At 61.6% G+C, this 22228-nt stretch carries 21 protein-coding genes and 1 pseudogene; 8 read left to right on the plus strand and 14 right to left on the minus strand.

The features are described 5' to 3' along the window. Window positions 1-354: MFS transporter (locus LQ144_RS17440; protein WP_230119965.1), on the minus strand; the 354-nt coding region annotated here is incomplete at its 3' end. Further along, window positions 351-1367 (minus strand): zinc-dependent alcohol dehydrogenase family protein, encoded by a 1017-nt coding sequence (locus tag LQ144_RS17445; protein ID WP_230119966.1) that lies wholly within the window; start codon window positions 1365-1367, stop codon window positions 351-353. The genes LQ144_RS17440 and LQ144_RS17445, both read right to left, overlap by 4 nt. Window positions 1368-1504: 137 nt before the next feature. Here LQ144_RS17445 and LQ144_RS17450 point away from each other — a divergent pair, with 137 nt between their 5' ends. Then, window positions 1505-2389 carry a helix-turn-helix transcriptional regulator gene (locus LQ144_RS17450; RefSeq protein ID WP_230119967.1) on the plus strand — a complete coding sequence of 295 codons (885 nt, stop codon included), beginning with the start codon at window positions 1505-1507 and terminating at the stop codon, window positions 2387-2389. A 17-nt stretch (window positions 2390-2406) separates the two neighbouring features. Here the strand turns inward: LQ144_RS17450 and LQ144_RS17455 are convergent, their stop codons facing one another. The 3 genes from LQ144_RS17455 to LQ144_RS17465 form a co-directional block, all read right to left on the minus strand. Further along, window positions 2407-2757 (minus strand): DUF202 domain-containing protein, encoded by a 351-nt coding sequence (locus tag LQ144_RS17455; protein WP_290369786.1) that lies wholly within the window; start codon window positions 2755-2757, stop codon window positions 2407-2409. Between the two features lie 4 nt (window positions 2758-2761). After that, complete coding sequence (locus LQ144_RS17460) at window positions 2762-3112, minus strand: DUF202 domain-containing protein (protein ID WP_230119998.1); 351 nt, start codon at window positions 3110-3112, stop codon at window positions 2762-2764. A 145-nt stretch (window positions 3113-3257) separates the two neighbouring features. Continuing rightward, window positions 3258-5456 carry a multicopper oxidase domain-containing protein gene (locus LQ144_RS17465; protein ID WP_230119968.1) on the minus strand — a complete coding sequence of 733 codons (2199 nt, stop codon included), beginning with the start codon at window positions 5454-5456 and terminating at the stop codon, window positions 3258-3260. A gap of 332 nt (window positions 5457-5788) precedes the next feature. On the opposite strand from LQ144_RS17465, the gene paaA reads away from it, so the two are divergent. The 6 genes and pseudogenes from paaA to LQ144_RS17495 all read left to right on the plus strand — a co-directional run bounded on the left by paaA (window position 5789) and on the right by LQ144_RS17495 (window position 10887). Further along, window positions 5789-6808 carry a 1,2-phenylacetyl-CoA epoxidase subunit PaaA gene (paaA, locus tag LQ144_RS17470; protein ID WP_230119969.1) on the plus strand — a complete coding sequence of 340 codons (1020 nt, stop codon included), beginning with the start codon at window positions 5789-5791 and terminating at the stop codon, window positions 6806-6808. A 263-nt stretch (window positions 6809-7071) separates the two neighbouring features. Beyond that, window positions 7072-7338, plus strand: a pseudogene (paaB, locus tag LQ144_RS23170) (1,2-phenylacetyl-CoA epoxidase subunit PaaB); the annotation flags it as partial. A gap of 11 nt (window positions 7339-7349) precedes the next feature. Continuing rightward, on the plus strand, window positions 7350-8273 hold the full coding sequence (gene paaC / locus LQ144_RS17480; protein ID WP_230119999.1) for a 1,2-phenylacetyl-CoA epoxidase subunit PaaC: 924 nt from the start codon (window positions 7350-7352) through the stop codon (window positions 8271-8273). Window positions 8274-8305: 32 nt separating this feature from the next. Beyond that, entirely contained in the window at window positions 8306-8821 is a 516-nt protein-coding gene (gene paaD / locus LQ144_RS17485) for a 1,2-phenylacetyl-CoA epoxidase subunit PaaD (protein WP_230120000.1), read from the plus strand. Window positions 8822-8831: 10 nt separating this feature from the next. Next, window positions 8832-10070 carry a 1,2-phenylacetyl-CoA epoxidase subunit PaaE gene (paaE, locus tag LQ144_RS17490; RefSeq protein WP_230119971.1) on the plus strand — a complete coding sequence of 413 codons (1239 nt, stop codon included), beginning with the start codon at window positions 8832-8834 and terminating at the stop codon, window positions 10068-10070. Window positions 10071-10107: 37 nt separating this feature from the next. Then, complete coding sequence (locus tag LQ144_RS17495; RefSeq protein ID WP_230119972.1) at window positions 10108-10887, plus strand: enoyl-CoA hydratase/isomerase family protein; 780 nt, start codon at window positions 10108-10110, stop codon at window positions 10885-10887. Window positions 10888-10899: 12 nt separating this feature from the next. On the opposite strand, the gene LQ144_RS17500 is transcribed toward LQ144_RS17495, so the two are convergent. Next, complete coding sequence (locus LQ144_RS17500) at window positions 10900-11331, minus strand: VanZ family protein (RefSeq protein ID WP_230119973.1); 432 nt, start codon at window positions 11329-11331, stop codon at window positions 10900-10902. 114 nt (window positions 11332-11445) lie between these two features. Here LQ144_RS17500 and galU point away from each other — a divergent pair, with 114 nt between their 5' ends. After that, window positions 11446-12339: a UTP--glucose-1-phosphate uridylyltransferase GalU gene (gene galU, locus LQ144_RS17505; RefSeq protein ID WP_230119974.1), complete on the plus strand. Its 894-nt coding sequence runs from the start codon at window positions 11446-11448 to the stop codon at window positions 12337-12339. A 154-nt stretch (window positions 12340-12493) separates the two neighbouring features. On the opposite strand, the gene LQ144_RS17510 is transcribed toward galU, so the two are convergent. The 8 genes from LQ144_RS17510 to LQ144_RS17545 all read right to left on the minus strand — a co-directional run bounded on the left by LQ144_RS17510 (window position 12494) and on the right by LQ144_RS17545 (window position 22214). Further along, window positions 12494-13123, minus strand: coding sequence for an LPXTG cell wall anchor domain-containing protein (locus LQ144_RS17510; protein ID WP_230119975.1), 630 nt, complete (start codon window positions 13121-13123; stop codon window positions 12494-12496). 168 nt (window positions 13124-13291) lie between these two features. Then, complete coding sequence (locus LQ144_RS17515) at window positions 13292-14908, minus strand: DUF4012 domain-containing protein (protein ID WP_230119976.1); 1617 nt, start codon at window positions 14906-14908, stop codon at window positions 13292-13294. A 257-nt stretch (window positions 14909-15165) separates the two neighbouring features. Beyond that, window positions 15166-16479, minus strand: coding sequence for a UDP-glucose/GDP-mannose dehydrogenase family protein (locus LQ144_RS17520; RefSeq protein WP_230119977.1), 1314 nt, complete (start codon window positions 16477-16479; stop codon window positions 15166-15168). A gap of 19 nt (window positions 16480-16498) precedes the next feature. Next, window positions 16499-17965 carry a sugar transferase gene (locus tag LQ144_RS17525; protein WP_230119978.1) on the minus strand — a complete coding sequence of 489 codons (1467 nt, stop codon included), beginning with the start codon at window positions 17963-17965 and terminating at the stop codon, window positions 16499-16501. 26 nt (window positions 17966-17991) lie between these two features. Continuing rightward, window positions 17992-18966 (minus strand): GDP-L-fucose synthase, encoded by a 975-nt coding sequence (locus LQ144_RS17530; protein ID WP_230120001.1) that lies wholly within the window; start codon window positions 18964-18966, stop codon window positions 17992-17994. Continuing rightward, window positions 18966-19994, minus strand: coding sequence for a GDP-mannose 4,6-dehydratase (gmd, locus tag LQ144_RS17535; protein ID WP_230119979.1), 1029 nt, complete (start codon window positions 19992-19994; stop codon window positions 18966-18968). Before gmd ends, LQ144_RS17530 begins: the two co-directional genes overlap by 1 nt. A gap of 39 nt (window positions 19995-20033) precedes the next feature. Then, window positions 20034-21275 (minus strand): glycosyltransferase, encoded by a 1242-nt coding sequence (locus tag LQ144_RS17540; RefSeq protein WP_230119980.1) that lies wholly within the window; start codon window positions 21273-21275, stop codon window positions 20034-20036. A 27-nt stretch (window positions 21276-21302) separates the two neighbouring features. After that, a complete protein-coding gene (locus LQ144_RS17545; RefSeq protein WP_230119981.1) occupies window positions 21303-22214 on the minus strand; it encodes a glycosyltransferase family 2 protein in 912 nt (303 codons plus the stop codon). Window positions 22215-22228 lie beyond the last annotated feature (14 nt).

A 22228-nucleotide genomic window follows, 5' to 3' on the forward strand; every position in this document is an offset into this window, starting at 1 on the left:
ACCCTGCAACAACCGGGCGACCATCAGGATGCCGACGTTCGGGGCCAGGGCGCAGGCGACGGACGCGACTGCCATCAGAATCGTGCCCGCGACCAGGGGCATGCGCCGGCCGCGCTGGTCGCTGAAGGGGCCGCCGACGAGCTGGCCGAGTCCCATCCCGGCGAAGAACGTCGTCAGGGTCAACTGCACCGCGGACGCCGTCGTGCCGAATTCCTGCGACACACGCGGGAACGCCGGGACGTACATGTCGGTGGCGAGCGGCGCGACGGCGGTGAGGAAGATGACCGTGGCGACGAGTGCCGCCGGGACGGCTCCCGACGGCCGCGATCGTGTTGTGGTCGACGACGTGCTCATGGCCGCAGGAGTACCTTGATGGCTCGGCGTTCGTCCATGGCCTTATAGCCTTCGGCTGCCTCGTCGAGGGGCAGTTCCAGGTCAAAGACCTTCCCCGGATTGATCTCCCTGCGGAGGATGAGGTCGATCAATTCGGGCAGATAGTCCCGGACAGGGGCGGGTCCGCCATGCAGGTGGACGTGGGAGAAGAACATCTCCAGGCCCGGAAGTTCAACGTCGTGCGCGACGCCGACGTAGCCAACGTGGCCGCCGCGGCGAGTCGCGCGGATGGCCTGCATCATCGATTCCTGGGTGCCGACGGCCTCGATGACCGAGTGCGCGCCCAAGCCATCGGTGAGCTCCTTGATTCTTGCCACCCCCTCGTCGCCGCGTTCCTCGACGATGTCGGTCGCGCCGAACTCGCGGGCGAGAGCCTGCCGGTCGGCGTGGCGGGACATGGCGATAATCTGTTCGGCGCCCATCTGCTTCGCCGCGAGGATCGCGAGAAGTCCCACCGCGCCGTCGCCGACGACGGCGACGGTCTTGCCCGGTCCTGCCTCGGCAGCTTTGGCACCGAACCATCCGGTCCCCAGGACGTCTGAAGCGGCCAGCAGCGAGGGGACCTTGTCGGCGTCGGGCATCTCCGGGGTGGCAACAAGCGTGCCGTCGGCGAGGGGGACCCGCATGTACTCGGCCTGGGCGCCGCCGACACCTTCGCGGTGAACACATCCCGACTGGTAACCGGAGCGGCAGATCTCGCAGGTGTTGTCAGAGGCGAAGAAGGACCCGACGACGAACTGGCCCACCCGGACGTTCCGCACGTCGGCGCCAACCTCCTCGACGATACCTACATACTCGTGTCCCATGGCCGCAGGTTCATTGATGCTGTCGGCGCCGCGGTAGGGCCACAGGTCCGACCCGCACACGCATGCCGCGACCAGCTTGATGATCGCGTCGGTCGGCTTTTGGATGGCGGGGTTTTCCCGGTCCTCGACGCGGACGTCTCCGGGGGCGTGCAGGATGGTTGCGCGCATGGCTGGTGCTCCAATTCGTTGAATGCAGGGGGCTGATTTCCATCAAACCCGCAACGGGCGCGTGTAGCGAGGGCCCTGCTGAAACGGGTTATGGCAGACCCTCCCAACCGTTCCCGCTTACGTCGTAACGTTGCGGTATGGATAACCGAGCCGAGACACGAGAGTTCCTGGCCTCCCGGCGCGGACGCATCACCCCCGAGCAGGCAGGCATCGAACCGATCGGAGGGCGGCGCCGCGTGACAGGTCTCCGGCGGGAAGAAGTCGCCCGCCTCGCCGGCGTCAGCGTCGACTACTACACCCGCCTCGAACGCGGAAACCTCACCGGCGTATCGGACAGCGTCCTCGACGCCATCTCGCGGGCACTGGAACTCGACCGCGCCGAACACGACCACCTCTACGACCTCGCACGCGCAGCGAACACATCAATTCGGAAACGTCCCACCACCGCGGCGCCGTCAAGCGTGCGCCCCGTGATGCAGAACCTTCTCGACGCGATCACCGGAGCGCCCGCCTTCATCGGGAACAACCGCATGGACATCGTCGCGGCCAACCTCCTCGGCTACGCCCTCTACTCCGAGATGTACCGAAGCCCCGCCCGACCCGCGAACCACTCACGGTTCATCTTCCTCGACCCGCGCGCCTACGACTTCTACCCCGACTGGGACCGCGCAGCCAACGTCAACGTCGCGATCCTGCGCCGCGACGCCGGCCGCAACCCGCACGACAAGGGAATCGCCGCACTCGTCGGCGAACTCTCGATGCGCAGCGATGAGTTCCGCACGCGGTGGGCCGCGCACAACGTCCGCCGCCACTACTCAGGCACGAAATCCTTCCAGCACCCGGTGGTCGGGCTCCTCGAACTGAACTACCAGGCCATGGAACTCGAAGACGACCCCGGGCACACCCTTACGGTGTATCCCGCCGTCCCCGGCAGCCCCTCCGACGAATCCCTCCGGCTCCTCGCATCCTGGGCCGCGACCGAAAACGTCGTCGAATCCGCCCGAGCCAACGCCGTCGGCTAAACAGGTACTGCGTGCTGTCACGCCAGCACCACCCAGAGGCCCAGGGCGCCAAGCACCACGCATGAACTTGCCGTCCACAGAACTGCGGCGATGTCCGGTGCCAGCTGCCCCGCCGTGATGCCGCGGACGCCGCGGCGGTACCGCACCCGCTGGGTGAAGTAGATGGCCGCTGCGGCTGCTGCCGAAACGGCAAAAAGCGGCAGGACCAGCGGTCCGTGTTCCGGAATCCACCGCAGGAAGATGGCGCTGGCGGTCACCATCGTCAGCATCGTCCGGCCCCAGGCCAGCACCGTGCGCTCGGGCTGCAGCCCCGGATCGCCGTGGCCAGGGTGACCGTGCAGTGGACCGTCCGGCGCGCTCTGGGTCACGTTGTCACGCCAGGACGACGACGGCGATCACCACCGCCGCTGCGACGGCGCAGCCGGCGGCGAGCAGCGGGGCAATGAGCGGCAGAGGCAACGGCCGGTTGGTGCGCAGGCTTCCTTCGACGCGGAGCCAGCGCACGGCGGCTCCGGCGCTGAGGACCATGCCCAGCAGGAGCAGCAGCACCGAGAGTCCCCGGCGCACCGGTTCCAGGAAGACGTCCGAGGTGAAGGCTTCCACGGCGATGCCGCCGGCCAGGAGTGCCAGCGAGGTGCGGATCCAGGCCAGGAACGTCCGTTCATTGGCCAGGGTGAAGCGCGGGTCAGGCTCGGCCCCGCCGGGGAGGAGCCTTTCGGCGATCCTGCTCCTGCGGACCGGGTCGGGATCGAGGGCCGGGCCCGGATCGGGGGCTGGTCCGGGGCTTGGGTCAGGCGGATTCGCGGGCACGGTCACAGTCTAGACACTCATTTGAGCCGGCCGCTGAATTGGGGACCACTGGCACCGGTCAGGGCGTGATTTCCCAGGAGAACATCATGGCGTGGTCCTCGTGAGCCAGGTTGTGGCAGTGGCCCACGTAGGGTCCGGTGAAGTCCCGGAATCCCCGGTAGACGATGACTGACTCGCCGGGGTCAAGCGCTGCCGTGTCTTCCTTCGAGGAGTCATCGGGATGCCCGGGATCCGGTGTGCGGGTCACGTCCTTGCCATTGCGCATGACCGTCCGGTGCTCCTCCTGATGTAGATGCACCGGGTGCACCCAGCCGCCGCCACCGTTGCGGAGCTCCCAGAGATTAAAGCTGCCCTTCTTTTGCTGGGCCAGCGGCGTCCGGCCGGCAGGGTTTTTCAGGCTTGCCAACGCGTGGTTCGGATCGAAGGGTTTGCCGTTGATCAGCCACTCGATCTCCCCGCCGGCGCTGCCCCGCTGCACCTCGAAGATCATCCGGTTGTCCAGCATGCTCTGCCAGTTGCTGGGCAGCGGCGGAAGTGGACGGAGGGGGAAGGTGGCTTTGGGGATCTGGCTGTCGTCCGGCGCGGTATCGCCGATCACGATCTTCAGGACCGGCACTTTGTACTTCGGGTCGGGCGAGAACCGGGAGGACTTGGACCACATCCGCCCGTCGGGCATCTTCATGACGTTGGTGAGGTAAATGACGTCGCCCTTGGTGGTGGGTGTGCCGTCCTGGTACTTGGTGAAATCAACGATCACCTCGCGGCGCTTCGCGGGCCACAGCTCGCACGAGTTGCGTGTGAGCGGGAAGGGCAGGAGGCCGCCGTCGGCAGTGATCTGGGTGAACTGCATGCACTGCTGGCCGTCCTCGATCCGGTACTGGCCCTGAAGTTCGTCGCCGTTGTACCCGAGCGACGCCGAGGACTTCGGTCCCTTGGTGGAGGTCATCAGCTTGAATTCGTAGATGCGGGCCACGGAGCAGTCCAGGAACCGAAGGCGGTATTTGCGCCGCTTCACCTCCAGTACCGGGAAGGCCGTCCCGTTGACGGTGAAGATGTCGCCGACGAACCCGTGGTTGGGGAAGTGCTTGTAGAACGTCTTGCCCCACCATTCGGGGTGGGTTGCCGGGTTCTTGGCGGCCGGGTATTCGCCCAGCCCGTCGTGGAAGTCCTGATGCGTGGTTACGCCGTCGTCGAGCCGGCAGTCAAAGAAGGCCAGCGGGATGTCGTATTTGACGTCGAAGGATCCGTCCGGGTTGTTAGTGCGGACGCCGGGCAGCCGCAGTCCCCGCCGCTCGTCGCCGATGTCGATGCCGTTCTTTGGGTCGTAGAGCGGGTACACGCCCACCATGCCCTTGTACACGTTTGCACCGGTGTGGTCCATCGCGTGGTCGTGGAACCAGTAGAAGCTTTGCTTCTCGCGGTCGTCCCCGCCGGAGGGGTAGTTCAGATACAGGTTGTCCACGAACATTCCCGGCAGGTAGCCCCGGTGCTTGGGGCCGGCGATCATCGAGTAGTGCGGATTGCCGTCGCTTTCGGGTGCCGTGTGGCCGTTGTGCAGGTGGGTGAGGAAGGCCAGGTCCGGGGCGCCGAAGTCCTGGCGGTCCAGGTTCAGCGGGTTCTCGGCCAGGTGGTTCTCGAAGCGGACCAGGACCGGCTTGCCGTACTCCGCGTTGATCCTCGCCCCCGGAAAGCCGCCGTTGAAGCCGTAGATCGCGCTGGGGGGCAACGTCCGTTTTGTGCCGGCAGGGTACGTCTTGCGCTTCGCGTCAAAAGAGACCGCCGGCCGGCCGTGCACATCGATCGGAAGCACCTGGGACGTGGTGAACGCGTGGGTCCGGAGCAGCAGGTCGATTTTGTAGACAATCGGGTCCGGATAGCCCACCTGGCTCGGCCAGACCTGGTGCCGCGCGTTGCGCAGCGAGTTCTGCTGGCCCGGTCCCGGCCCAGGCGGATTCGGCCAGGCGCTGTACACCGATTTCGGCACCGGGGCCAGCGCCTTCAGGATGGGCAGCGGGTCGTTGAACGGTGAGATGATCAGCGGGCTCGTAGGGAACTGTTCAATGTAGAACAAGCCGTCACTAAGTGCCGTGGATGTGGCGGCGAAGGCGCCGTCGGGTGAGAGCAGGCCCCTCTGAGCCAGCAGCGGAGCGGCCCAGGTCTGTGCGGCTGCGAGCGCGGCGGCGGCTCCTCCGGCCGCCCCCAGGCGCAGCAGCGTACGGCGTGGCAGCGCGCTCGTGTTTGCAGATTCCTCAGACATGCTCTGGCCTCCTTGGCGTTGGGGGCGCAAGCCAACTCAGCCGGCCCGGTCGTCACCTTTATGTGTGATTCCGAGACCGAACATGACCACGAGGAACTCCTTCGCCTCGTGGGGTGAGAATTTCTGCAACGGTTGCCCCTGGCAACAACTGTGGGTTTCGGACCTTGGGAAAACGCTGGGGTGCCGTCGAGTTTCCCCTCGTGCGCCTGGCGCGGCCCGAATGCCAGCCCCCGGCGGAGAGCTTTGCTTGACGCCCTTCGAACCTTCCGCATATCCTGAACGAACGGTCGGTAATTATTTCCGAGGACGCACGTGAATGCATAGGAGCAACCATGGCAGCGCAGAATCTGCAGCCAGTGCCGGAGGCACTGTCCCCAGAGGAACAGGAGCGGGCGGCACAGCTCGACGCGGAAGGGCAGGCGTACTTTGACCACGTCATGGCCCAGGACTCGCGGATCGAGCCGAAGGACTGGATGCCTGCTGCCTACCGCAAAACCCTCCTGCGCCAGATCTCGCAGCACGCGCACTCGGAGATCATCGGCATGCAGCCGGAGGCCAACTGGATCTCCCGCGCGCCGAGCCTTAAGCGCAAGGCCATCCTCATGGCCAAGGTCCAGGACGAGGCCGGCCACGGGCTGTACCTCTACTCCGCCGCCGAGACCCTCGGCCAGCCGCGCGACAAGATGATGGACGACCTCATCGCCGGCAAGGCCCGCTACTCCTCGATCTTCAACTATCCGGCCCTGACGTGGGCAGACATGGGAGCGATCGGCTGGCTGGTTGACGGCGCCGCCATCTGCAACCAGGTCCCGCTCTGCCGCGCATCCTACGGACCCTACGGCCGGGCCATGGTCCGCATCTGCAAGGAAGAGTCCTTTCACCAGCGCCAGGGCTTCGAGATCCTGCTGGAACTCTCCAACGGCACCCCCGCGCAGAAGCAGATGGCCCAGGATGCTGTGAACCGCTGGTACGCCCCGGCCCTGATGATGTTCGGCCCGCCGGACGACGATTCGCCCAACTCCAAGCAGTCCATGGCCTGGAACATCAAGCGCTTCAGCAACGACGAACTGCGCAGCCGCTTCGTCGGCATGATGGTGGAGCAGGTGCGGGTCCTGGGCCTCACCCTCCCGGACAGCGAAGTCCGCTTCAACGACGAAACCAGGAAGTGGGAGCACGGCCCGCTGGACTGGGAAGAGTTCAAGGAAGTCTTGGCCGGCCGCGGCCCCTGCAACGCGCAGCGGCTTGAGCGCCGCCGCGAAGCGCACGACGACGGCGCCTGGGTCCGCGAAGCAGCCGCAGCTTATGCGGCAAAACAGGCACGCAAGCACGCAGAAAAGGAATTTGCAGCATGACCCCCCACGGCAACCCGGAAGTACCGGCCAGCTCCGCCGGAGCAGTAGAAAGCTCGGCCGCCAAAGTCCCGGCCGGCCCGGTGAGTGAGCCTTCAGCTTCCCCGGTGATTGAGCCTTCAGCTTCCCCGGTGATTGAGCCTGTCGAAATCCCGGTTTCGACAAGCTCAACCAGCGGAGTTTCGACCAGCGCGGTTTCGACCAGCTCGGTTTCGACAGGCTCGACCAGCGAGGTTTCGACAAGCTCCACCGGCAACGTCTGGCCGCTCTGGGAAGTCTTTGTCCGGTCCAGCCGCGGGCTCAGCCATGTCCATGCGGGCAGCCTGCACGCACCCGACGCCGCCATGGCCCTGCGCAACGCCCGCGACCTCTATACCCGCCGCAACGAGGGCGTGTCCATCTGGGTGGTCCCGGCCGACGCCATCGCCGCCAGCGACCCGGACGCGAAGGGGTCGTTCTTCGAGTCCCCGCAGGGCAAGGACTACCGGCACGCCACGTACTACACCAAGAGCGAAGGAGTGAAGCACCTGTGAATTCTGAAAGTGTGACCACTCCCGAAACGTACACCGAAGCACACGCCGCAGAAACCACCGGCCACGGTGACATCTCGGTCGGCGTCGCAGGCAGCGGCGACTCGTCTGCCAGCGCCACCCGCATCACGCCGGGCAATGCGCTCCGCCCGGAGGACATCGCGCTCGAGGTCCGCACCGGCCTGGTGAAGCCCTCGGAAGATGCTGCCGAGTACGCCCTGCGCCTCGGGGACGACGCCCTCATCCTCGCCCAGCGCCTGGGCCACTGGATCTCCCGCGCCCCAGAACTGGAGGAGGACGTGGCCCTGGGCAACATCGCCCTGGACCAGCTGGGCCACGCACGCTCGTTCCTCAGCTACGCCGCCGGCCTGGACGAGAAGAGCGAGGACGATCTCGCCTACTTCCGCCGCGAGCACGAGTTCCGCTCGGCCCACCTGTTCGAGCAGCCCAACGGGGACTTCGCGGTCACCATCGCCCGCCAGTTCGTGGTGAGCTACTACCAGTTCGAGCTGTACAGCCGGTTGACCCAGTCCACGGACGCCACGCTCGCCGCCATCTCCGCCAAGGCCGTGAAGGAAGTGGACTACCACCGCGACCACAGCGCCCAGTGGATCCTCCGTCTGGCCCTCGGCACCGAGGAGTCCCGGGCCAGGATCATCCACGGCCTCAAGCTCATCTGGCCGTACGTGGGCGAGCTCTTCGTGGATGACGAGCTGACCCACCGCCTGGCTGAAGCCGGCACCGCCGTCGAACCTTCCAGCCTGAAGGCGGACTTTGACCGCCTCACCGGCGAGATCCTCACCGAGGCCGAGCTGGAGGTTCCGCAGGTGCCGTTCGCACCGGGCGGCGGCCGCCGCGGCAAGCACTCCGAACACCTCGGCTACATCCTCGCCGAGATGCAGGTGCTGGCCCGGGAGCATCCCGGAGCAAGCTGGTGACCGCCGTGTACGTTCAGGAACCGGGCACCCGGATGGCGGAGGTCAGCGCCGAGCAGAAGGCGTGGGCCGTCGCCGCCACGGTGTGCGATCCGGAAATCCCGGTGCTCAGCATTGAGGATCTGGGGATCCTGCGCAGCGTCCGGCTGTTCGACGACGGCGGGCTGGTGCCCGCTGTCCAGGTCACCATCACGCCGACGTACTCGGGCTGCCCCGCGATGGACGCCATCCGCGACGACCTCAAGGCCGCGTTCCGCAAGGAGGGCTACCCCAGCGTCCACGTGGAACTGGTGCTCGCCCCGGCCTGGACCACGGACTGGATGACGGACGCCGGCAAGGCCAAGCTGCAGGAGTACGGCATCGCCCCTCCCAGTGGCCGCGCCGCCGCCGGCGGACACTCCGGCCCCGTAAGGCTGAGTCTGGCCGTGAAATGCCCGCAGTGCTCGTCGCTGAACACCAAGGAACTCACCCGCTTCGGTTCCACCTCCTGCAAGGCGCTGTACGTCTGCCAGGACTGCAAGGAACCGTTCGACTACTTCAAAGTCCTGTAAGGAATCTCCCATGCCCGTTGTCCGCCAGACCGCCGCCGAATCGGCGCAGGCCACCGGCCGCCGTCGTCCGTCCTTTCACACCCTCACCGTCGGGGAGGTGCGCCGGCTCACCGAGGACGCCATCGAGGTGACCTTCGCGGTGCCGGCCGAACTGGCCGGCCAGTTCGACTACCTGCCGGGCCAGTATGTGGCCCTGCGCACCACGCTGCCGGATGAGAACGGCGAGCCCAAGGAAATCCGGCGCAGCTACTCCATCTGTGCTGAACCGCGGAGCTTCGCGGACGGCACCAGCGAGATCCGGGTGGCCGTCAAAAAGGACCTGGGCGGGCTGTTCTCCACGTGGGCGAACGCCGAACTGAAGGCCGGGGACACCCTGGACGTGATGAGCCCCATGGGCGCGTTCGTCTCCAAGCACGGCAGGGACGGCCAGGCAATGGAGCAGAACGTGATGAACTCCATGAACCGCCCGCAGCAGATGGCAAGCGAGCTGGCGGGGGAGCCGGGCAGCTTCGTGGCGATTGCCGCGGGCTCGGGCATCACCCCGGTGATCGCGATCGCGCGCACGCTGCTGGCAGCGAACCAGGAGACCAGGTTCGACCTGATCTACGCCAACAAGGCGGCCATGGACGTGATGTTCCTGGAGGAGCTCGCGGACCTGAAGGACAGGTACCCGTCGCGCCTGGCGCTGCACCACGTGCTGTCCCGCGAGCAGCGGATCGCGCCGCTGCTGAGCGGCAGGATCGACGCCGAGAAGCTCCGGGCGCTGCTGGGCACCGCCATCCACGCGGACGACGTGGACGAATGGTTCCTGTGCGGGCCGTTCGAACTGGTGCAGCTGTGCCGGGACACCCTGGCGGAGCGCGGCGTGAAGCCGGAGCATGTGCGCTTCGAGCTGTTCACCTCCGGCAAGCCGGACCGGCCCGAGGGCAACGCCGGCCGTCCCGTCATCGAGGACGAGTCCAAGGAGACGTACAAGATCACGTTCACGCTGGACGGCCTGCAGGGCGACGTGGCCAGCCCCACGCACGCCCGAGAGTCCATCCTCAACGCGGCGCTGCGGGTCCGCCCGGACGTGCCGTTCGCGTGCGCCGGGGGAGTGTGCGGCACGTGCCGCGCCAAAGTGGTCACCGGCACCGTGACCATGGACGAAAACTACGCGCTGGAGCAGGATGAACTGGACAAGGGCTACGTCCTGACCTGCCAGTCCCACCCGACGAGCAAAGAAGTCACAGTCGACTTCGACGTATAGGTCTTGCCGAACATCCGGTCTCAACTCTAGGAGCCCCATGATCTCCCTCTCCATCGCCAACGGCATCGCCGAAGTCGTCCTCAACGCCCCGTACAAGCTGAACTCCCTGGACGAGCAGGCGCTCAGGGATTTAACACAGGCGTACGACGACGCCGCTGCCGCCGCCTCGCGCGGTGAGGTGCGGGCGCTGCTGCTCAGGGGAGAGGGCCGCGCCTTCTGCGCGGGCCGGGACATCGCCGGCGTGACGCCGGAGAGTGACGACGCCGAGGCGTACCTGGGCGGCCTGGTGCAGCCGCTGCTGCAGAAGATGAGCTCGTTCCCCGCACCGACGTTCGCGGCCGCCCAGGGTGCCTGCCTGGGCGTGGGCCTGGGCCTGCTGCTGGCGACGGACGTGGTGTACGTGGCGGAGAACGCGAAGTTCGGCTCGCCCTTCGCCAAGCTGGGAGCCACGCTGGACTCGGGCGGCCACTGGTACTTCACCGAGCGGCTGGGCATGCACCGCACGCTGGACCTGATCTACACCGCCGAACTGATGAGCGGAGCCGAGGCCGTCGCGAAGGGGATGTTCAGCCGCGCGATGCCGGCGGACGAACTGCTCGAGTCAACACGTGCGATCGTGGCGAAGGTGGCAACGGGTGCAACGGGTGCGTTCAAGGCGAGCAAGGAGCTGGTGGCGCACATCCGCGACCAGCGCCTGGGCCTGTGGACTTCGATGCAGGAAGAGAATTCGGAGCAGGCGAGGCTCTGCAAGAGCGAGGACTACGTCGAGGGCTTCCTTGCGTTCCAAGAGAAGCGCGAGCCCAAATTCGCTGGTTGAGCTTGTCGAACCCTACCGCCGGTTGAGCTTGTCGAAACCACCCTGCCGCAACCACTCCTCAAGCACACCCAAAACCCAAAGCCCCAACATCGCGCCCGCCGTATTAGCAATGATATCCATCGCACTCGGGAACCTGTCATGCAGAAAGAGCTGCTGCCCTAACTCCATGCAGCAGGACGCCGCGAATCCGGCCAGGACAATCCGCCCGCGGTGGAAAGTCGGAAATGCCAACGCGGCGAGGACTCCGATCGGGGAAAACATGAGGATGTTGGACGAAAATTCCACGAAGTTGTAGTTGATCAACTCCGGAAGTCCAGCTGTGTGGAGCGCAAATAGCACCATCTGCAGGCGGCCCGCGACCGGCCGATCGACGGGCGTGGGCCAGAACGCCACGAGAGCAAGCCCAGCCAGGTAGATGGCCAGCAGCACGCGTGCGGAAAGCACTGCTCCCGCATGACTCCATTTCCCCATACACACGAACTTACGCGAGCCTAGAATAGGGCCGAAATCTGCGGTCCAAGATTTCGCTTTTGGCAAGTCAATTTATAAGGTTCTCTCATGCAAACATTGGGGAAATCAGTTCGTAAGGCCGTCATTCCTGCAGCAGGCTTGGGGACGCGCTTCCTGCCGGCCACCAAGGCGATGCCGAAAGAAATGCTGCCGGTTGTCGATGCACCGGCCATCCAGTACGTCGTCGAGGAAGCTGTAGCAGCTGGCCTGACCGACGTCCTGATGATCACTGGCCGCAACAAGCGGGCCCTGGAGGATCACTTCGACCGCGCTCCTGCGCTTGAGCGCACCTTGGAACTCAAGGGCGATCAGACCCGCCTGGATGCCGTCCAGCACGCCTCCGGTCTGGGACCCATCCACTATGTGCGTCAGGGTGAGCCGAAGGGTCTGGGCCACGCGGTCCTGTGCGGCCGTCAGCACGTCGGAGAGGAGCCCTTTGCTGTCCTGCTAGGTGACGACCTGATCGACGAGCGGGACGAGCTTCTGACGACGATGATGGACGTCCAGGCTAAGACGGGTGGCTCGGTGATCGCACTGATCGAGGTAGAGCCGTCCCAGATTAGTGCTTACGGCTGCGCTGATATCTCGGCAATCGCTGGCGAGGACTATGTCCGGGTCAACAGTCTTGTGGAGAAGCCGTCCGTTGATGAGGCTCCATCGAACCTAGCAATCATAGGCCGCTACGTGCTGCACCCGGCCGTGTTCGATGTCTTAGAGACGACGGAACCAGGCCGCGGCGGTGAGATCCAGCTGACGGACGCTCTGCAGACACTGGCGGCCAGCGAGGGGGAGGGCTCCGGTGTTTACGGCGTCGTCTTCCGCGGCCGGCGCTATGACACCGGCGACAAGCTCAGCTACCTGAAGGCCGTGATTACGTTGGCGTCGGAACGCGCGGAATTCGGGGAAGACCTGAAGTCTTGGATGAAGGAATTCAACGGCTAGTCCAAGAGATCCAACGAAGAATGCCCGGTGCTAATCTAGCGGCGGGCATTTTTTGCATGGTGGCACGGTCGTGTATGGAAGGAAAAGCAAGAGGCGGTTGATTCTCCGGAATCCGGAGAATCAACCGCCTCTCGTAGAGCCTTGTACCTAGTGCTTATGCGGAAGCATCAGCGTTTGCACGGCGGCGAACTACAACCACCGAAGCAGCGCCAGCTACCAGTGCGCCGCCACCGACGAGCGACCACAGGATGAGGCTGGAGTCAGCACCGGTGTTGGCCAGGCCAGCGGCGCTTCCGTTGGCGCCGGAGTTGGAAAGGCCGGTGCCCGTGCCGGTGCCCGTGCCGGTACCCGTGCCGGTACCCGTTGCGGCACCTGCGACGGTTACACTCTGTGACACTGAGTGCGTGGCGCTGGTGGCCGTCAGCGTGTAGGTTCCCGGTTCGCTCAGGCTAAGCGGGAATGCGAAGGATCCGTCAGCGGCTGCGGTTGTGGTGAAAGTCTGAGGAGCAGCCAATACGTTGATCTTGGTCGGGACGGCCATGCTGGCGCCGCCCGAGATTCCACCCAGTGCCTGCGGAGTGCTGGTGATGGTGATGGTGATGGTGATGGTTTCGCCGGCAAGGAAGCCGGTGCCCGAGAAAGTGAATACCTGGCCCGGAGTGACCGTCCCATCTGAGACGGTTCCCGAACCGCCCGGTGCCGGGTAAGTGGCGGCCATGGCGGGTACAGCGCCGGTGAGTGCGATGGTGCCTGCAAGCGCGAGCGCAGCAATAGACTTCTTCAATTTGTCCCCCTGAGACCTTATAACACGGATGTCACATTATTGTGGAGATTCCCCATCCCCATGTGACCGTGGGGTGAATCTCGTTGTCTTGCCCAAAGAGAGATTATCACCCCGGTGGGGGTGTCTCCAAAGTGAATCCAGACACTTTACATACTGTTAATGAGTTGGCTACGGAGCCGGAACGCAATTCGTTGAAATCGTGTCCAAAACCACGTCCTTCAACGCCTGGACTGATGGCGTCACGGACAACTTCGGCTGTGTGTGCTGGACGATCTTGTCAAAAGTGAACTCGACAGTACTGCTCTGACCCGGGGCGAGCCGGATGGTGACGGAGCCTACCGGACGACCGCTGTGCCGATTGGACGCGAAACCTGTCTTCTTACCGGCCACGGACACGGTTTCGACGTTTGACTGGACGGGGCCGTAAGCGACGACGTTTGTTTGTACTGAACCTTCAGGAACTCCGAAGACGCCGCCCCCGGTCACGTATGAAGGTAGTGACGTTGCAGCATCCTTTGGTGCGGTGTTGGTGCTTGTGATGCGCACCTTGACCTGGGCATAACCGTCAGCGGTGCATCCTGCGAAAAGCTGGGCGGTCCGCTTGACGTAGAAGTCCATTTTGGCGCCGGTGCCGTCATTGAAGTACGCACCGAATTGAGCTGGAGAGATGCTCGGGCCCGAGATGGAGCCGCTGACCGGATACTTCCAGATGACTGTCTGTTCTTTGCCGCTCTTCGACCATAGGAGTATCCGTCCCTCCGATGCTGCTTGCGTCAATCTTTCAATGAGTCTTCTCCGGTCGCTTGAATCGTTAGAGACGGCGCTAAAGACTTTCTTGGCGACACTGGCGAAAAAGATATCCTGCATGGCCGGTTCAGGGATCGCACGGTACACATCAGAGAGGAGCGTTTTAACGACGTTCTTTCCGTTCAGCTCTGTTGGAAGCGCCACTCCCATCAACCGTTGGATTTCGGGATCGTCTAACTTGATGGGGCCAGTGGCGTCCAAGATGTACCCGAGTGACACAGGATCGACTGAAATGACGCCATCGAGATGAGTTCCCATTTTCTGTTCCCACATGGTGACGGCTGTGCTGGCGGATGTTGGGAAATCTGGGGTCAGGTTCACATCTTGCATGTACTTACCGATACGGGTCGAGTACAACTGACGCTGCTCATCTTCAACGGGTACCACAGGAGACATCACACCCAACGCGCCAGCGGTGTTCTGCTCGCTGAGAGACAACTTTCCTTTGTCTACAGTCAGCACGGCCAAAGCCCCAGGGATCCCACCAGTCGCACGTGCCTCCGCATTGTTCTGGATCAGAAGAAGATATCGCCTTGGACCGTCTGCCCCCATCATGTCCGGAGCAACACTGGCAACATCGTTGGCTGCGTTCAAGCTAGAACGCAGTGACTCTAATTGCTCCCGGGCGTGTAACAAGGGATCGGCAATCTGCGGGAACAGCCCATCGGCATTTATCTTGTTCAGGCGGTCCGAAGACTGGCTTACCGCTTGTGCCGCAGATGAAATCCTAGGTTGCGCCGTTTTCAGCGGTTTCAGGTCGACTCCTTCGCCACTGGGGGCGAGCGATTTCCAATCGAGTGATTGAAAGACATCTATAAGAGGGGCAGCCCCTAGCTGCGCTAGATCGTCAGCCGAAATGGCGATTTCCCTCGCCGCCTGAAAATTTCCCCCCACCCATGGGAATGTCCCTGCCAACGTCCATAGCGGATCGCTTGCATTATTTCGAGCAGCGGTGGTGTGAGTTTTTAACGTTGCCAAGGTCCTGCCCGCCGCCTCCGCATCGTCCCTTAGAACGTCATCCTTGAGTTGCGGCAGTATGAGGCTCGCCGCTTCCAGGTGTGAGTTAACTTCTGATGCTTTTACCCCGAGCCATAGCGCGGCCGCGAGGCCTGCGGTCGCTGCGATGATTGCACACAGCGTGGCTATGAATATCCTTCGCCGCCGCCTACCCGGAGCAGCTGGGCCCTCGGGTCGCGTTGCGCTACTGGACCCATCGCTGTTCAATTTGGCAGAGGTCACGGACGTCCCAGACCTCGGTAGTGCCATCCCGCAGCTCGCCACTTCGCCGGGTCCAATACATTTCGGCCATCGAGGATTCGAAGCGAGGAGACGCGACTCCCAAGGTCGTATGGGTCAAGGTTTCGATATTCCGCCCATTCCGTCAGCAAGAGCAGTGCATCAGATGCCTGCACCGCGCTTGCGAAGTCAGGCTCGTATTGAAGTTCCGGGAAACGCCGTGCTGCATTGGACAGAGCCTTAGGATCCGTTACCGTTACTACGGCTCCTTGAAGTTGGAGTTGAGCGGCGATGCTAAGTGCCGGCGAGTCGCGCACGTCATCACTTTCGGGTTTGAATGCGGCACCTAGAACGGTAATTCGTTGCCCAAGGAGGGAACCGCCGCAGATCTCCCGCGTGAGTTCGACCACTCGAGTGCGCCGACGCATATTTATCGCGTCAACTTCGCGCAAGAACGTCAGAGCCTGGTCTGCCCCCAGTTCACCTGCACGAGCCATGAACGCTCGGATGTCCTTAGGCAGGCAGCCTCCACCAAAGCCGATGCCCGCGTTCAGAAACTTGCGACCGATCCTGTCGTCCAGACCTATGGCATCGGCAAGGCGCGAGACGTCTGCTCCCGTCGCTTCGCATACCTCGGCCATGGCGTTGATGAAGGATATTTTGGTGGCCAAGAACGAGTTGGCCGCAGCCTTAACGAGCTCTGCCGTTGCGTGATCTGTGACTAGGCGCGGGGTTCCGGCTGTTATCGGAGCCGAGTAAACCTCGTCCAGTCGTCCTACGGCGGGATGATCTTCAGATCCATCCGGTACTCCGTATACAAAACGATCGGGCTGAAGTGTGTCAGAGACCGCGTGGCCTTCCCGAAGAAATTCCGGGTTCCAGACCAAGTGGGCGCTGGGTTCCTGCTCGGAAACCAATCCAGCGAGGCGTTCGGCGGTACCGACGGGGACCGTCGACTTTCCGACGACCACATTCCCCTCCTGAAGATACGGAAGGAGCGCGAAAAGCGATGCGTCGACATAGCTCATGTCCGCGCCGTTTTCGCCCTTTTTTTGCGGCGTACCCACGCAAATGAAATGAACGTCGCTCCCGGCGGCGGCCGCCATGTCCGTTGTAAACGTCAGCCGACTCGAGTCTTGGACTTCTCGCAGCAGTTCTTCGAGGCCCGGTTCGTAAAACGGGGCCTTCGAGGACGAAAGATCAGCGATTTTTCGTTCGTCGACGTCGATGCCAACAACTTCATGACCTAGCTTTGCCATACAGGCAGCATGAACGGCACCTAGATAGCCGCAGCCGATAACTGAAATGCGCATTAATTGAGTTCCTTCGAATCTAGTAAGCACCCGTGCTGCGGAATACCGCACGTACGGTTCTGAGGACTATTACGAGATCTCCGGCCAAAGACCAGTTCTCAACGTAGTACAGGTCCAGGCGGACGGAGTCTTGCCACGACAGATTCGAGCGGCCACTCACTTGCCAAAGCCCTGTAAGGCCCGGCTTCACGAGGAGTCGTCGCCGAACGTCATGCTCGTAGGCCTGCACTTCACGCGGCAGTGGAGGCCTGGGGCCGACTAGACTCATAGAGCCACCGAAAATGTTGAAAAGCTGAGGTAGTTCGTCGAGGCTGAATTTCCGAAGTACACGACCGACCCTCGTAACCCGCGGATCATTCTTGATCTTGAATAGAACGCCGCTACCTTCGTTCCTATCTTCAAGATCTGCGAGCCGCGCCTCAGCGTCTACAACCATTGATCGGAATTTCAGCATTCGAAAAAGCTGGCCTTCTATGCCGACCCGCTCTTGCCGAAAAAGGATAGGTCCATGGCTGTCAAGCTTGATAAGAAGGGCCAGAACCAACATCACTGGTGAGATTCCGAGAATGAGGGCGCCTGAGACCACAACGTCGAACAGTCTCTTAGCCACTCGCTGTCCTCCCTCGAGTGTCGGCGTCGTGACATGTATTAATGGCAGACCAGCCACCTGCTGAGTGTGGATGCGCGGACCTGCTATGTCAGTAAGTGCGGGCGCCATGATGAGGCCAACGTTGCGGGCGGCGAGTTCCCAGCCCAAATGGCGAAGGGTCTGAGGGTGCAATTGAACTCCCGCCGAGACGGCAACTGCGTCGGCCTGGCACCTGTCTATGGCGTCCAAGATGGAAACGGTATCGGCTTTGTACCCAAGAACAGGCAGTCCCGATTCAGGTTCGGTTAGCGCCCCGTCTTGAGTACCTGGTGTATAAGCCGCAATCGGCTGATAACCGGCATGCTTCGCACGTTGGAGCGACGAAGCCAGATGGGCAACAGCGCTGGGGCCACCGAGAATCATGAGGCGCGACATGCTGTTGCCTTTCTGCCGGTCTACGCTCAGATGCTGACGCAATAGCCACCGGCCCAGCAGCAAACCAGCGAGACCAACTGGAAGTGCAACGCCCACATAGCCACGGGCTGTGTCGACGCGGAAGACGTACGAGAAGATCGCGATGAGCCCAAAGAGCCAGAGGGACGCAGCAGCAACGCGCTTATATTCGTCCGGTCCCGCACCCAAGATACGGCTCTGCCTGCTATTCCAAGCTCCCAGCATGAACCACCACGTAACAGCCAGCGCTACCGACAGCCATGCATAGAAAAGCTCCTGACCAGAACTTACGAGGTTTGATTCAGTGCCAAAGCGGACAACAAACGCTCCGAGAACAGCCCAAGCCACTACAAACGCATCCACGACCCTCAGCAGGCGGGAAGACTTCGCCCGCCAATCAGTGTCCAGGCCCACTCTTGCATCCCCCTGAAAAATGTTGTGCATCGTGATCCACGACAATGACAGTTTGCCTAGCTTCGTAGGGAGGAATAGTTGTCCCTGTACCACTGAACCGTTGTGCGGATTCCCTCATCCAGCCCAATTGACGACGTCCACCCCGAGTCCGCCAGTCGTGAGACATCAAGCAGCTTACGGGGTGTTCCGTCGGGTTTGCCCGTGTCCCAGCGAATTTCCCCCGTGTATCCGACGGCTTCAGCCACAATCGTTGCGAGTTCTTTGATCGTGACGTCTTTGCCGGTGCCCACGTTAACCTGCGTGGGACCGTCGTAATTCTCCAACATGTGCAAGCAAGCCGCGGCCATGTCGTCAACGTGGAGAAATTCCCGTCGCGGCGACCCTGATCCCCAGTTGGTCACACTGTCGGCTCTAGATTTGGCAGCTTCGTCGTACCGACGAATCAAGGCCGGGAGAACATGCGAGCCTTCAGGCGAGAAGTTGTCTCCTGGGCCATACAGGTTTGTTGGCATGGCCGAAATCCATGGCAGGCCGTACTGACGGCGCGTTGCTTGGATTTGCGTAATTCCAGCAATTTTGGCTATGGCATACGCATCGTTGGTTGGCTCCAAATGGCCGGTGAGCAGCGATTCTTCTCGTATCGGCTGATCCGCAAACTTGGGGTAAATGCAGGAGGATCCCAGGAACAAGAGCCGCTCGACGCCGTGCTCCCGTGCCGCATCAAGCACGTTGACCTGGATACGTAGGTTGTCGCTAAGGAAGTCCACCGGGTACGTATTATTCGCCAGAATGCCCCCCACCTTAGCTGCTGCGAGAACGACATACCGAGGCTTGGTTTGCGCGAAGAACGAGAAGACAGCATCCCGGTCCTTTAGATCGAGCTCTGAGGACGTTCTGCCTTGAAGCGCTGTGAAACCTTCTGCCACCAGTTTGCGCCAGATGGCAGACCCTACGAGCCCGCGGTGCCCGGCAACGTAGAACGTCGACGAGCGATCCAATTTTCCTGGAAGGAATCCGACAGAGTCCTCCACTACTTCTTCCAACTCTCAAGCGTGACTGTATCAATCCAGTGATTGCCGGCGTGCTTTAGCGCCTCGATATCCGCGTCAACCATGATGCGGGCGAGTTCCGGTGTGTGAACAGATGCCTTCCATCCGAGCTTTTCCTGCGCCTTGGAAGCGTCTCCGACTAGGGCATCGACCTCGGTGGGGCGGAGATAACGCTCGTCGAAACGTACGTGGTCTTCCCAGTTCAGTCCTGCGTGATCGAAAGCAATATGCAGGAAGTCGCGAACCGTGTAATTCCCGCCGGTAGCAAGAACGAAATCGTCGGGCTCATCGGCTTGCAGCATTCGCCACATACCTTCGACGTACTCCGCTGCGTAGCCCCAGTCGCGCACCGCGTCCAGATTGCCCATGTAGAGAAGGTCCTGTTTTCCCGCCTTAATGGCAGCCACAGCGCGGGTTATTTTCCGAGTCACGAAGGTTTCACCGCGTCTGGGCGACTCGTGGTTGAAGAGGATCCCGTTCACAGCGAACATGCCATAGGCCTCGCGGTAGTTCTTGGTAATCCAATAGCTGTAGACCTTGGCGGCGCCGTAAGGGGAGCGGGGATAAAAGGGTGTCTCTTCGTTCTGCGGCGGAGGTGTGGCGCCAAACATCTCTGAAGACGAGGCCTGATAGAACTTCGTTTCGATTCCCGACATGCGTACGGCTTCCAAGAGCCGGATGGTCCCAACGCCGGTGGTGTCAGCTGTGTGTTCGGGCTCATCGAAGGAGACGCGCACATGGGATTGGGCGGCGAGGTTGTAAACCTCGTCAGGCCTGATATCGGCCAGCAAGGTGACGAGACGGGCACCGTCGCTCAAATCCCCATAGTGAAGAAAAAGCCTTGCCTTCGGGTCGTGTGGATCGACGTACAGGTGGTCGACCCTCGCCGTGTTGAAAGTTGAAGCCCTACGGATCAGACCGTGTACTTCGTAGCCCTTGCTCAGCAGTAGCTCAGCAAGATATGAACCGTCCTGGCCCGTGATGCCAGTAATAAGTGCACGCTTAGTCATAGATTCCCCCATAGTGCGAAGATAAAAGAAGCGCGCAGCCTAGCGGCCGCGCGACGATGCCAGGCTTGATACGAAATCATCATAGTGTGCGACAGCCGCACTCTCGGACAATGTTTCATGCCTGAATTGGAGCCCCTTGGCTCCCAGCTCCGCGGACTTGGCACTGTCCTGCCCGAGTGCTTCGGCAGCTTCCACCAACGACGCTGGGTCGGCTGCATCCACGCGAATACCGCCCCCCGACGCCATTATTTCTGATGCTGTGACGCTTCCGTCATCGGTGGCTGCAATGATAGGCACGCCGGCGTTGAAGTAGGATGTGAGCTTGCTTGGCACGGCCATGTCCTTTATGCCAGGAAGTTCGTTGACCAACAATATGTCGGCCGCGGCTAGTGCTGCTTGAAATTCGCTGTCTGGCAGCGGAGGCACGAAATCGATTTTAGTAATGCCGGCGGCCAGCGATTCCAGTTGCTTACGCTGGTTGCCGTCACCCATTAGAACAAATCGAACGCAGCTCCCTCGATCTTGGGATACTTTCGCCGCCTTTATTACATTTTCCAGGCCCTGCTTCATCCCCATGTTGCCGGCGTGGAGGACCACAACGTCTTGTTCGCCCCAACCCATGCTGGACCGAAATGCTGAGCGATTCTCTGATGTTGAGGCCGGCAAGTGGGTCCAGTTGCGAATGACGCGAACTCTGGTCGCGCTAACTCCCAGTTCCTCAATGAGGTATTTGCGGAATCGATCATGAATAGCAACGACGCCATCTGTGGACCGCAATATTAGCGACTCGACAGTTCGGACTGCAGCCGACGTTGTGTTTCCCCCTGTTCCTGTTTCCGTAATCCCACGGCTGTAAATATCCTGAATCCACATCCCGACGGCTGGCCTCCTCAGGCAGAAACGAGCACGGAGGACGGCCAGGCCCGAGGCGAAGAGGGCAGGGCTCACGACCAGAACAACATCCGGACGATGCCAGTTCGCAAAAAGAAGGCGTATCCCGAAACTCAATTCCATGTGCATGCGGTGTGCCGAAGTCGGAGACCTAGGGATGAAATGCCGAAGACGCCGAACGCGTACATCCTTTATGACTTCGTTGCGGCTCCATCCCGAATATCCGGCTTTGAGTTGCCATTCGGGGTAATGCGGATATCCAGTCAACACATTCACTTGGTGGCCAGCAGCGGCGAGGCCTTCGGCAAGGCCCGATGTATAGGGCGCATTTCCTGTTGGCTCGGGGGCATAATTGAGACCAAGAATGAGAATCTTCCGTGACTTATTCATTATTTCCTAAAACCGGTAATCTGTAAACTATTTAGCGAACTCAGATGCATATTCCTGAAGTCTTACAATCTGAAGCTCAGTCGACGGCATTGAGCGTAAAACCGACTCAATCTCATAGACCTTAGCGCCCACGAGGAATCTATACCAAAAACCCTGCAGAAAGTGATAGATAAGGCCTCGCGAGCCATCAAGAAATCCAAATTGAAGGACAATTCTGAAAACAAAATATGCTGTTGAAGTGAGAGGATAAGGAAGGCGGTTATAGAAACGTTCCTTGATGAACCGCTTCACTCGAGCCTGGTTGGACATTTGAGTATGCTGCTCAGACGCGTCCCTCAGCCCGTACTTGGTTGCGAGTTGTTCCAGGGCCTCCCTTGAGGCATACGCGTTGTGCTTTCCGATGAAATAACTCAAATCATTGAGGTTACGGTCCTCGAACCGCCCGCTAAGGTCCTCGACAGAGCCGTGAGTCAGGACTACGTGCTCATCCATCCACCGGTCTTCCACTCGGCCATGACCAGTCCGCCAGAGTCTCAGGAGTCGAAGCGGATATCGGCCTCCGTGGCGAATCCACTTATCAAAGAAAATGTGTCGTCGATTTAGAGTGAAGCCGCCGACCGACGGCGAGGTGTGTTGCGTCTTCTGCAAAATTTCCAACGCAAGGTCCTCGTAGATGATCTCATCAGCATCCAGGCGCAGAATCCACTCCGTTTCGATGGGAAGTGTGTCCAGAGCCCATTGAAATTGCTGAGACTGTGTCGTGAATGCGTGTTCTACGACCTCTGCTCCCAAGCTTCGGGCTAATTCTTGGGTGCCATCCCTTGAAAATGAATCCACAACATATATTTTTGTGGCCAACGCGGGAAACTGAACACTTCGAATTGCTCTCTCAATATGAAGTGCCTCGTTATACGTCAAAATTACGACGGTAATGCTCATTACAATCAATCCTT

It is taken from the genome of Arthrobacter sp. Bi83 (assembly GCF_918698095.1).
In the GTDB taxonomy this organism is placed as follows: domain Bacteria; phylum Actinomycetota; class Actinomycetes; order Actinomycetales; family Micrococcaceae; genus Arthrobacter.

What these genes read in the sequence shown, in the direction of transcription:
- LQ144_RS17445 (WP_230119966.1), bottom strand. Translation starts at nt 1,367, where the DNA reads ATGCGCGCAACCATCCTGCACGCCCCCGGAGACGTCCGCGTCGAGGAC.
- LQ144_RS17450 (WP_230119967.1), top strand. Translation starts at nt 1,505, where the DNA reads ATGGATAACCGAGCCGAGACACGAGAGTTCCTGGCCTCCCGGCGCGGA.
- LQ144_RS17465 (WP_230119968.1), bottom strand. Translation starts at nt 5,456, where the DNA reads ATGTCTGAGGAATCTGCAAACACGAGCGCGCTGCCACGCCGTACGCTG.
- paaA (WP_230119969.1), top strand. Translation starts at nt 5,789, where the DNA reads ATGGCAGCGCAGAATCTGCAGCCAGTGCCGGAGGCACTGTCCCCAGAG.
- paaD (WP_230120000.1), top strand. Translation starts at nt 8,306, where the DNA reads ATGGCGGAGGTCAGCGCCGAGCAGAAGGCGTGGGCCGTCGCCGCCACG.
- paaE (WP_230119971.1), top strand. Translation starts at nt 8,832, where the DNA reads ATGCCCGTTGTCCGCCAGACCGCCGCCGAATCGGCGCAGGCCACCGGC.
- LQ144_RS17495 (WP_230119972.1), top strand. Translation starts at nt 10,108, where the DNA reads ATGATCTCCCTCTCCATCGCCAACGGCATCGCCGAAGTCGTCCTCAAC.
- galU (WP_230119974.1), top strand. Translation starts at nt 11,446, where the DNA reads ATGCAAACATTGGGGAAATCAGTTCGTAAGGCCGTCATTCCTGCAGCA.
- LQ144_RS17520 (WP_230119977.1), bottom strand. Translation starts at nt 16,479, where the DNA reads ATGCGCATTTCAGTTATCGGCTGCGGCTATCTAGGTGCCGTTCATGCT.
- LQ144_RS17525 (WP_230119978.1), bottom strand. Translation starts at nt 17,965, where the DNA reads ATGCACAACATTTTTCAGGGGGATGCAAGAGTGGGCCTGGACACTGAT.
- gmd (WP_230119979.1), bottom strand. Translation starts at nt 19,994, where the DNA reads ATGACTAAGCGTGCACTTATTACTGGCATCACGGGCCAGGACGGTTCA.
- LQ144_RS17540 (WP_230119980.1), bottom strand. Translation starts at nt 21,275, where the DNA reads ATGAATAAGTCACGGAAGATTCTCATTCTTGGTCTCAATTATGCCCCC.
- LQ144_RS17545 (WP_230119981.1), bottom strand. Translation starts at nt 22,214, where the DNA reads ATGAGCATTACCGTCGTAATTTTGACGTATAACGAGGCACTTCATATT.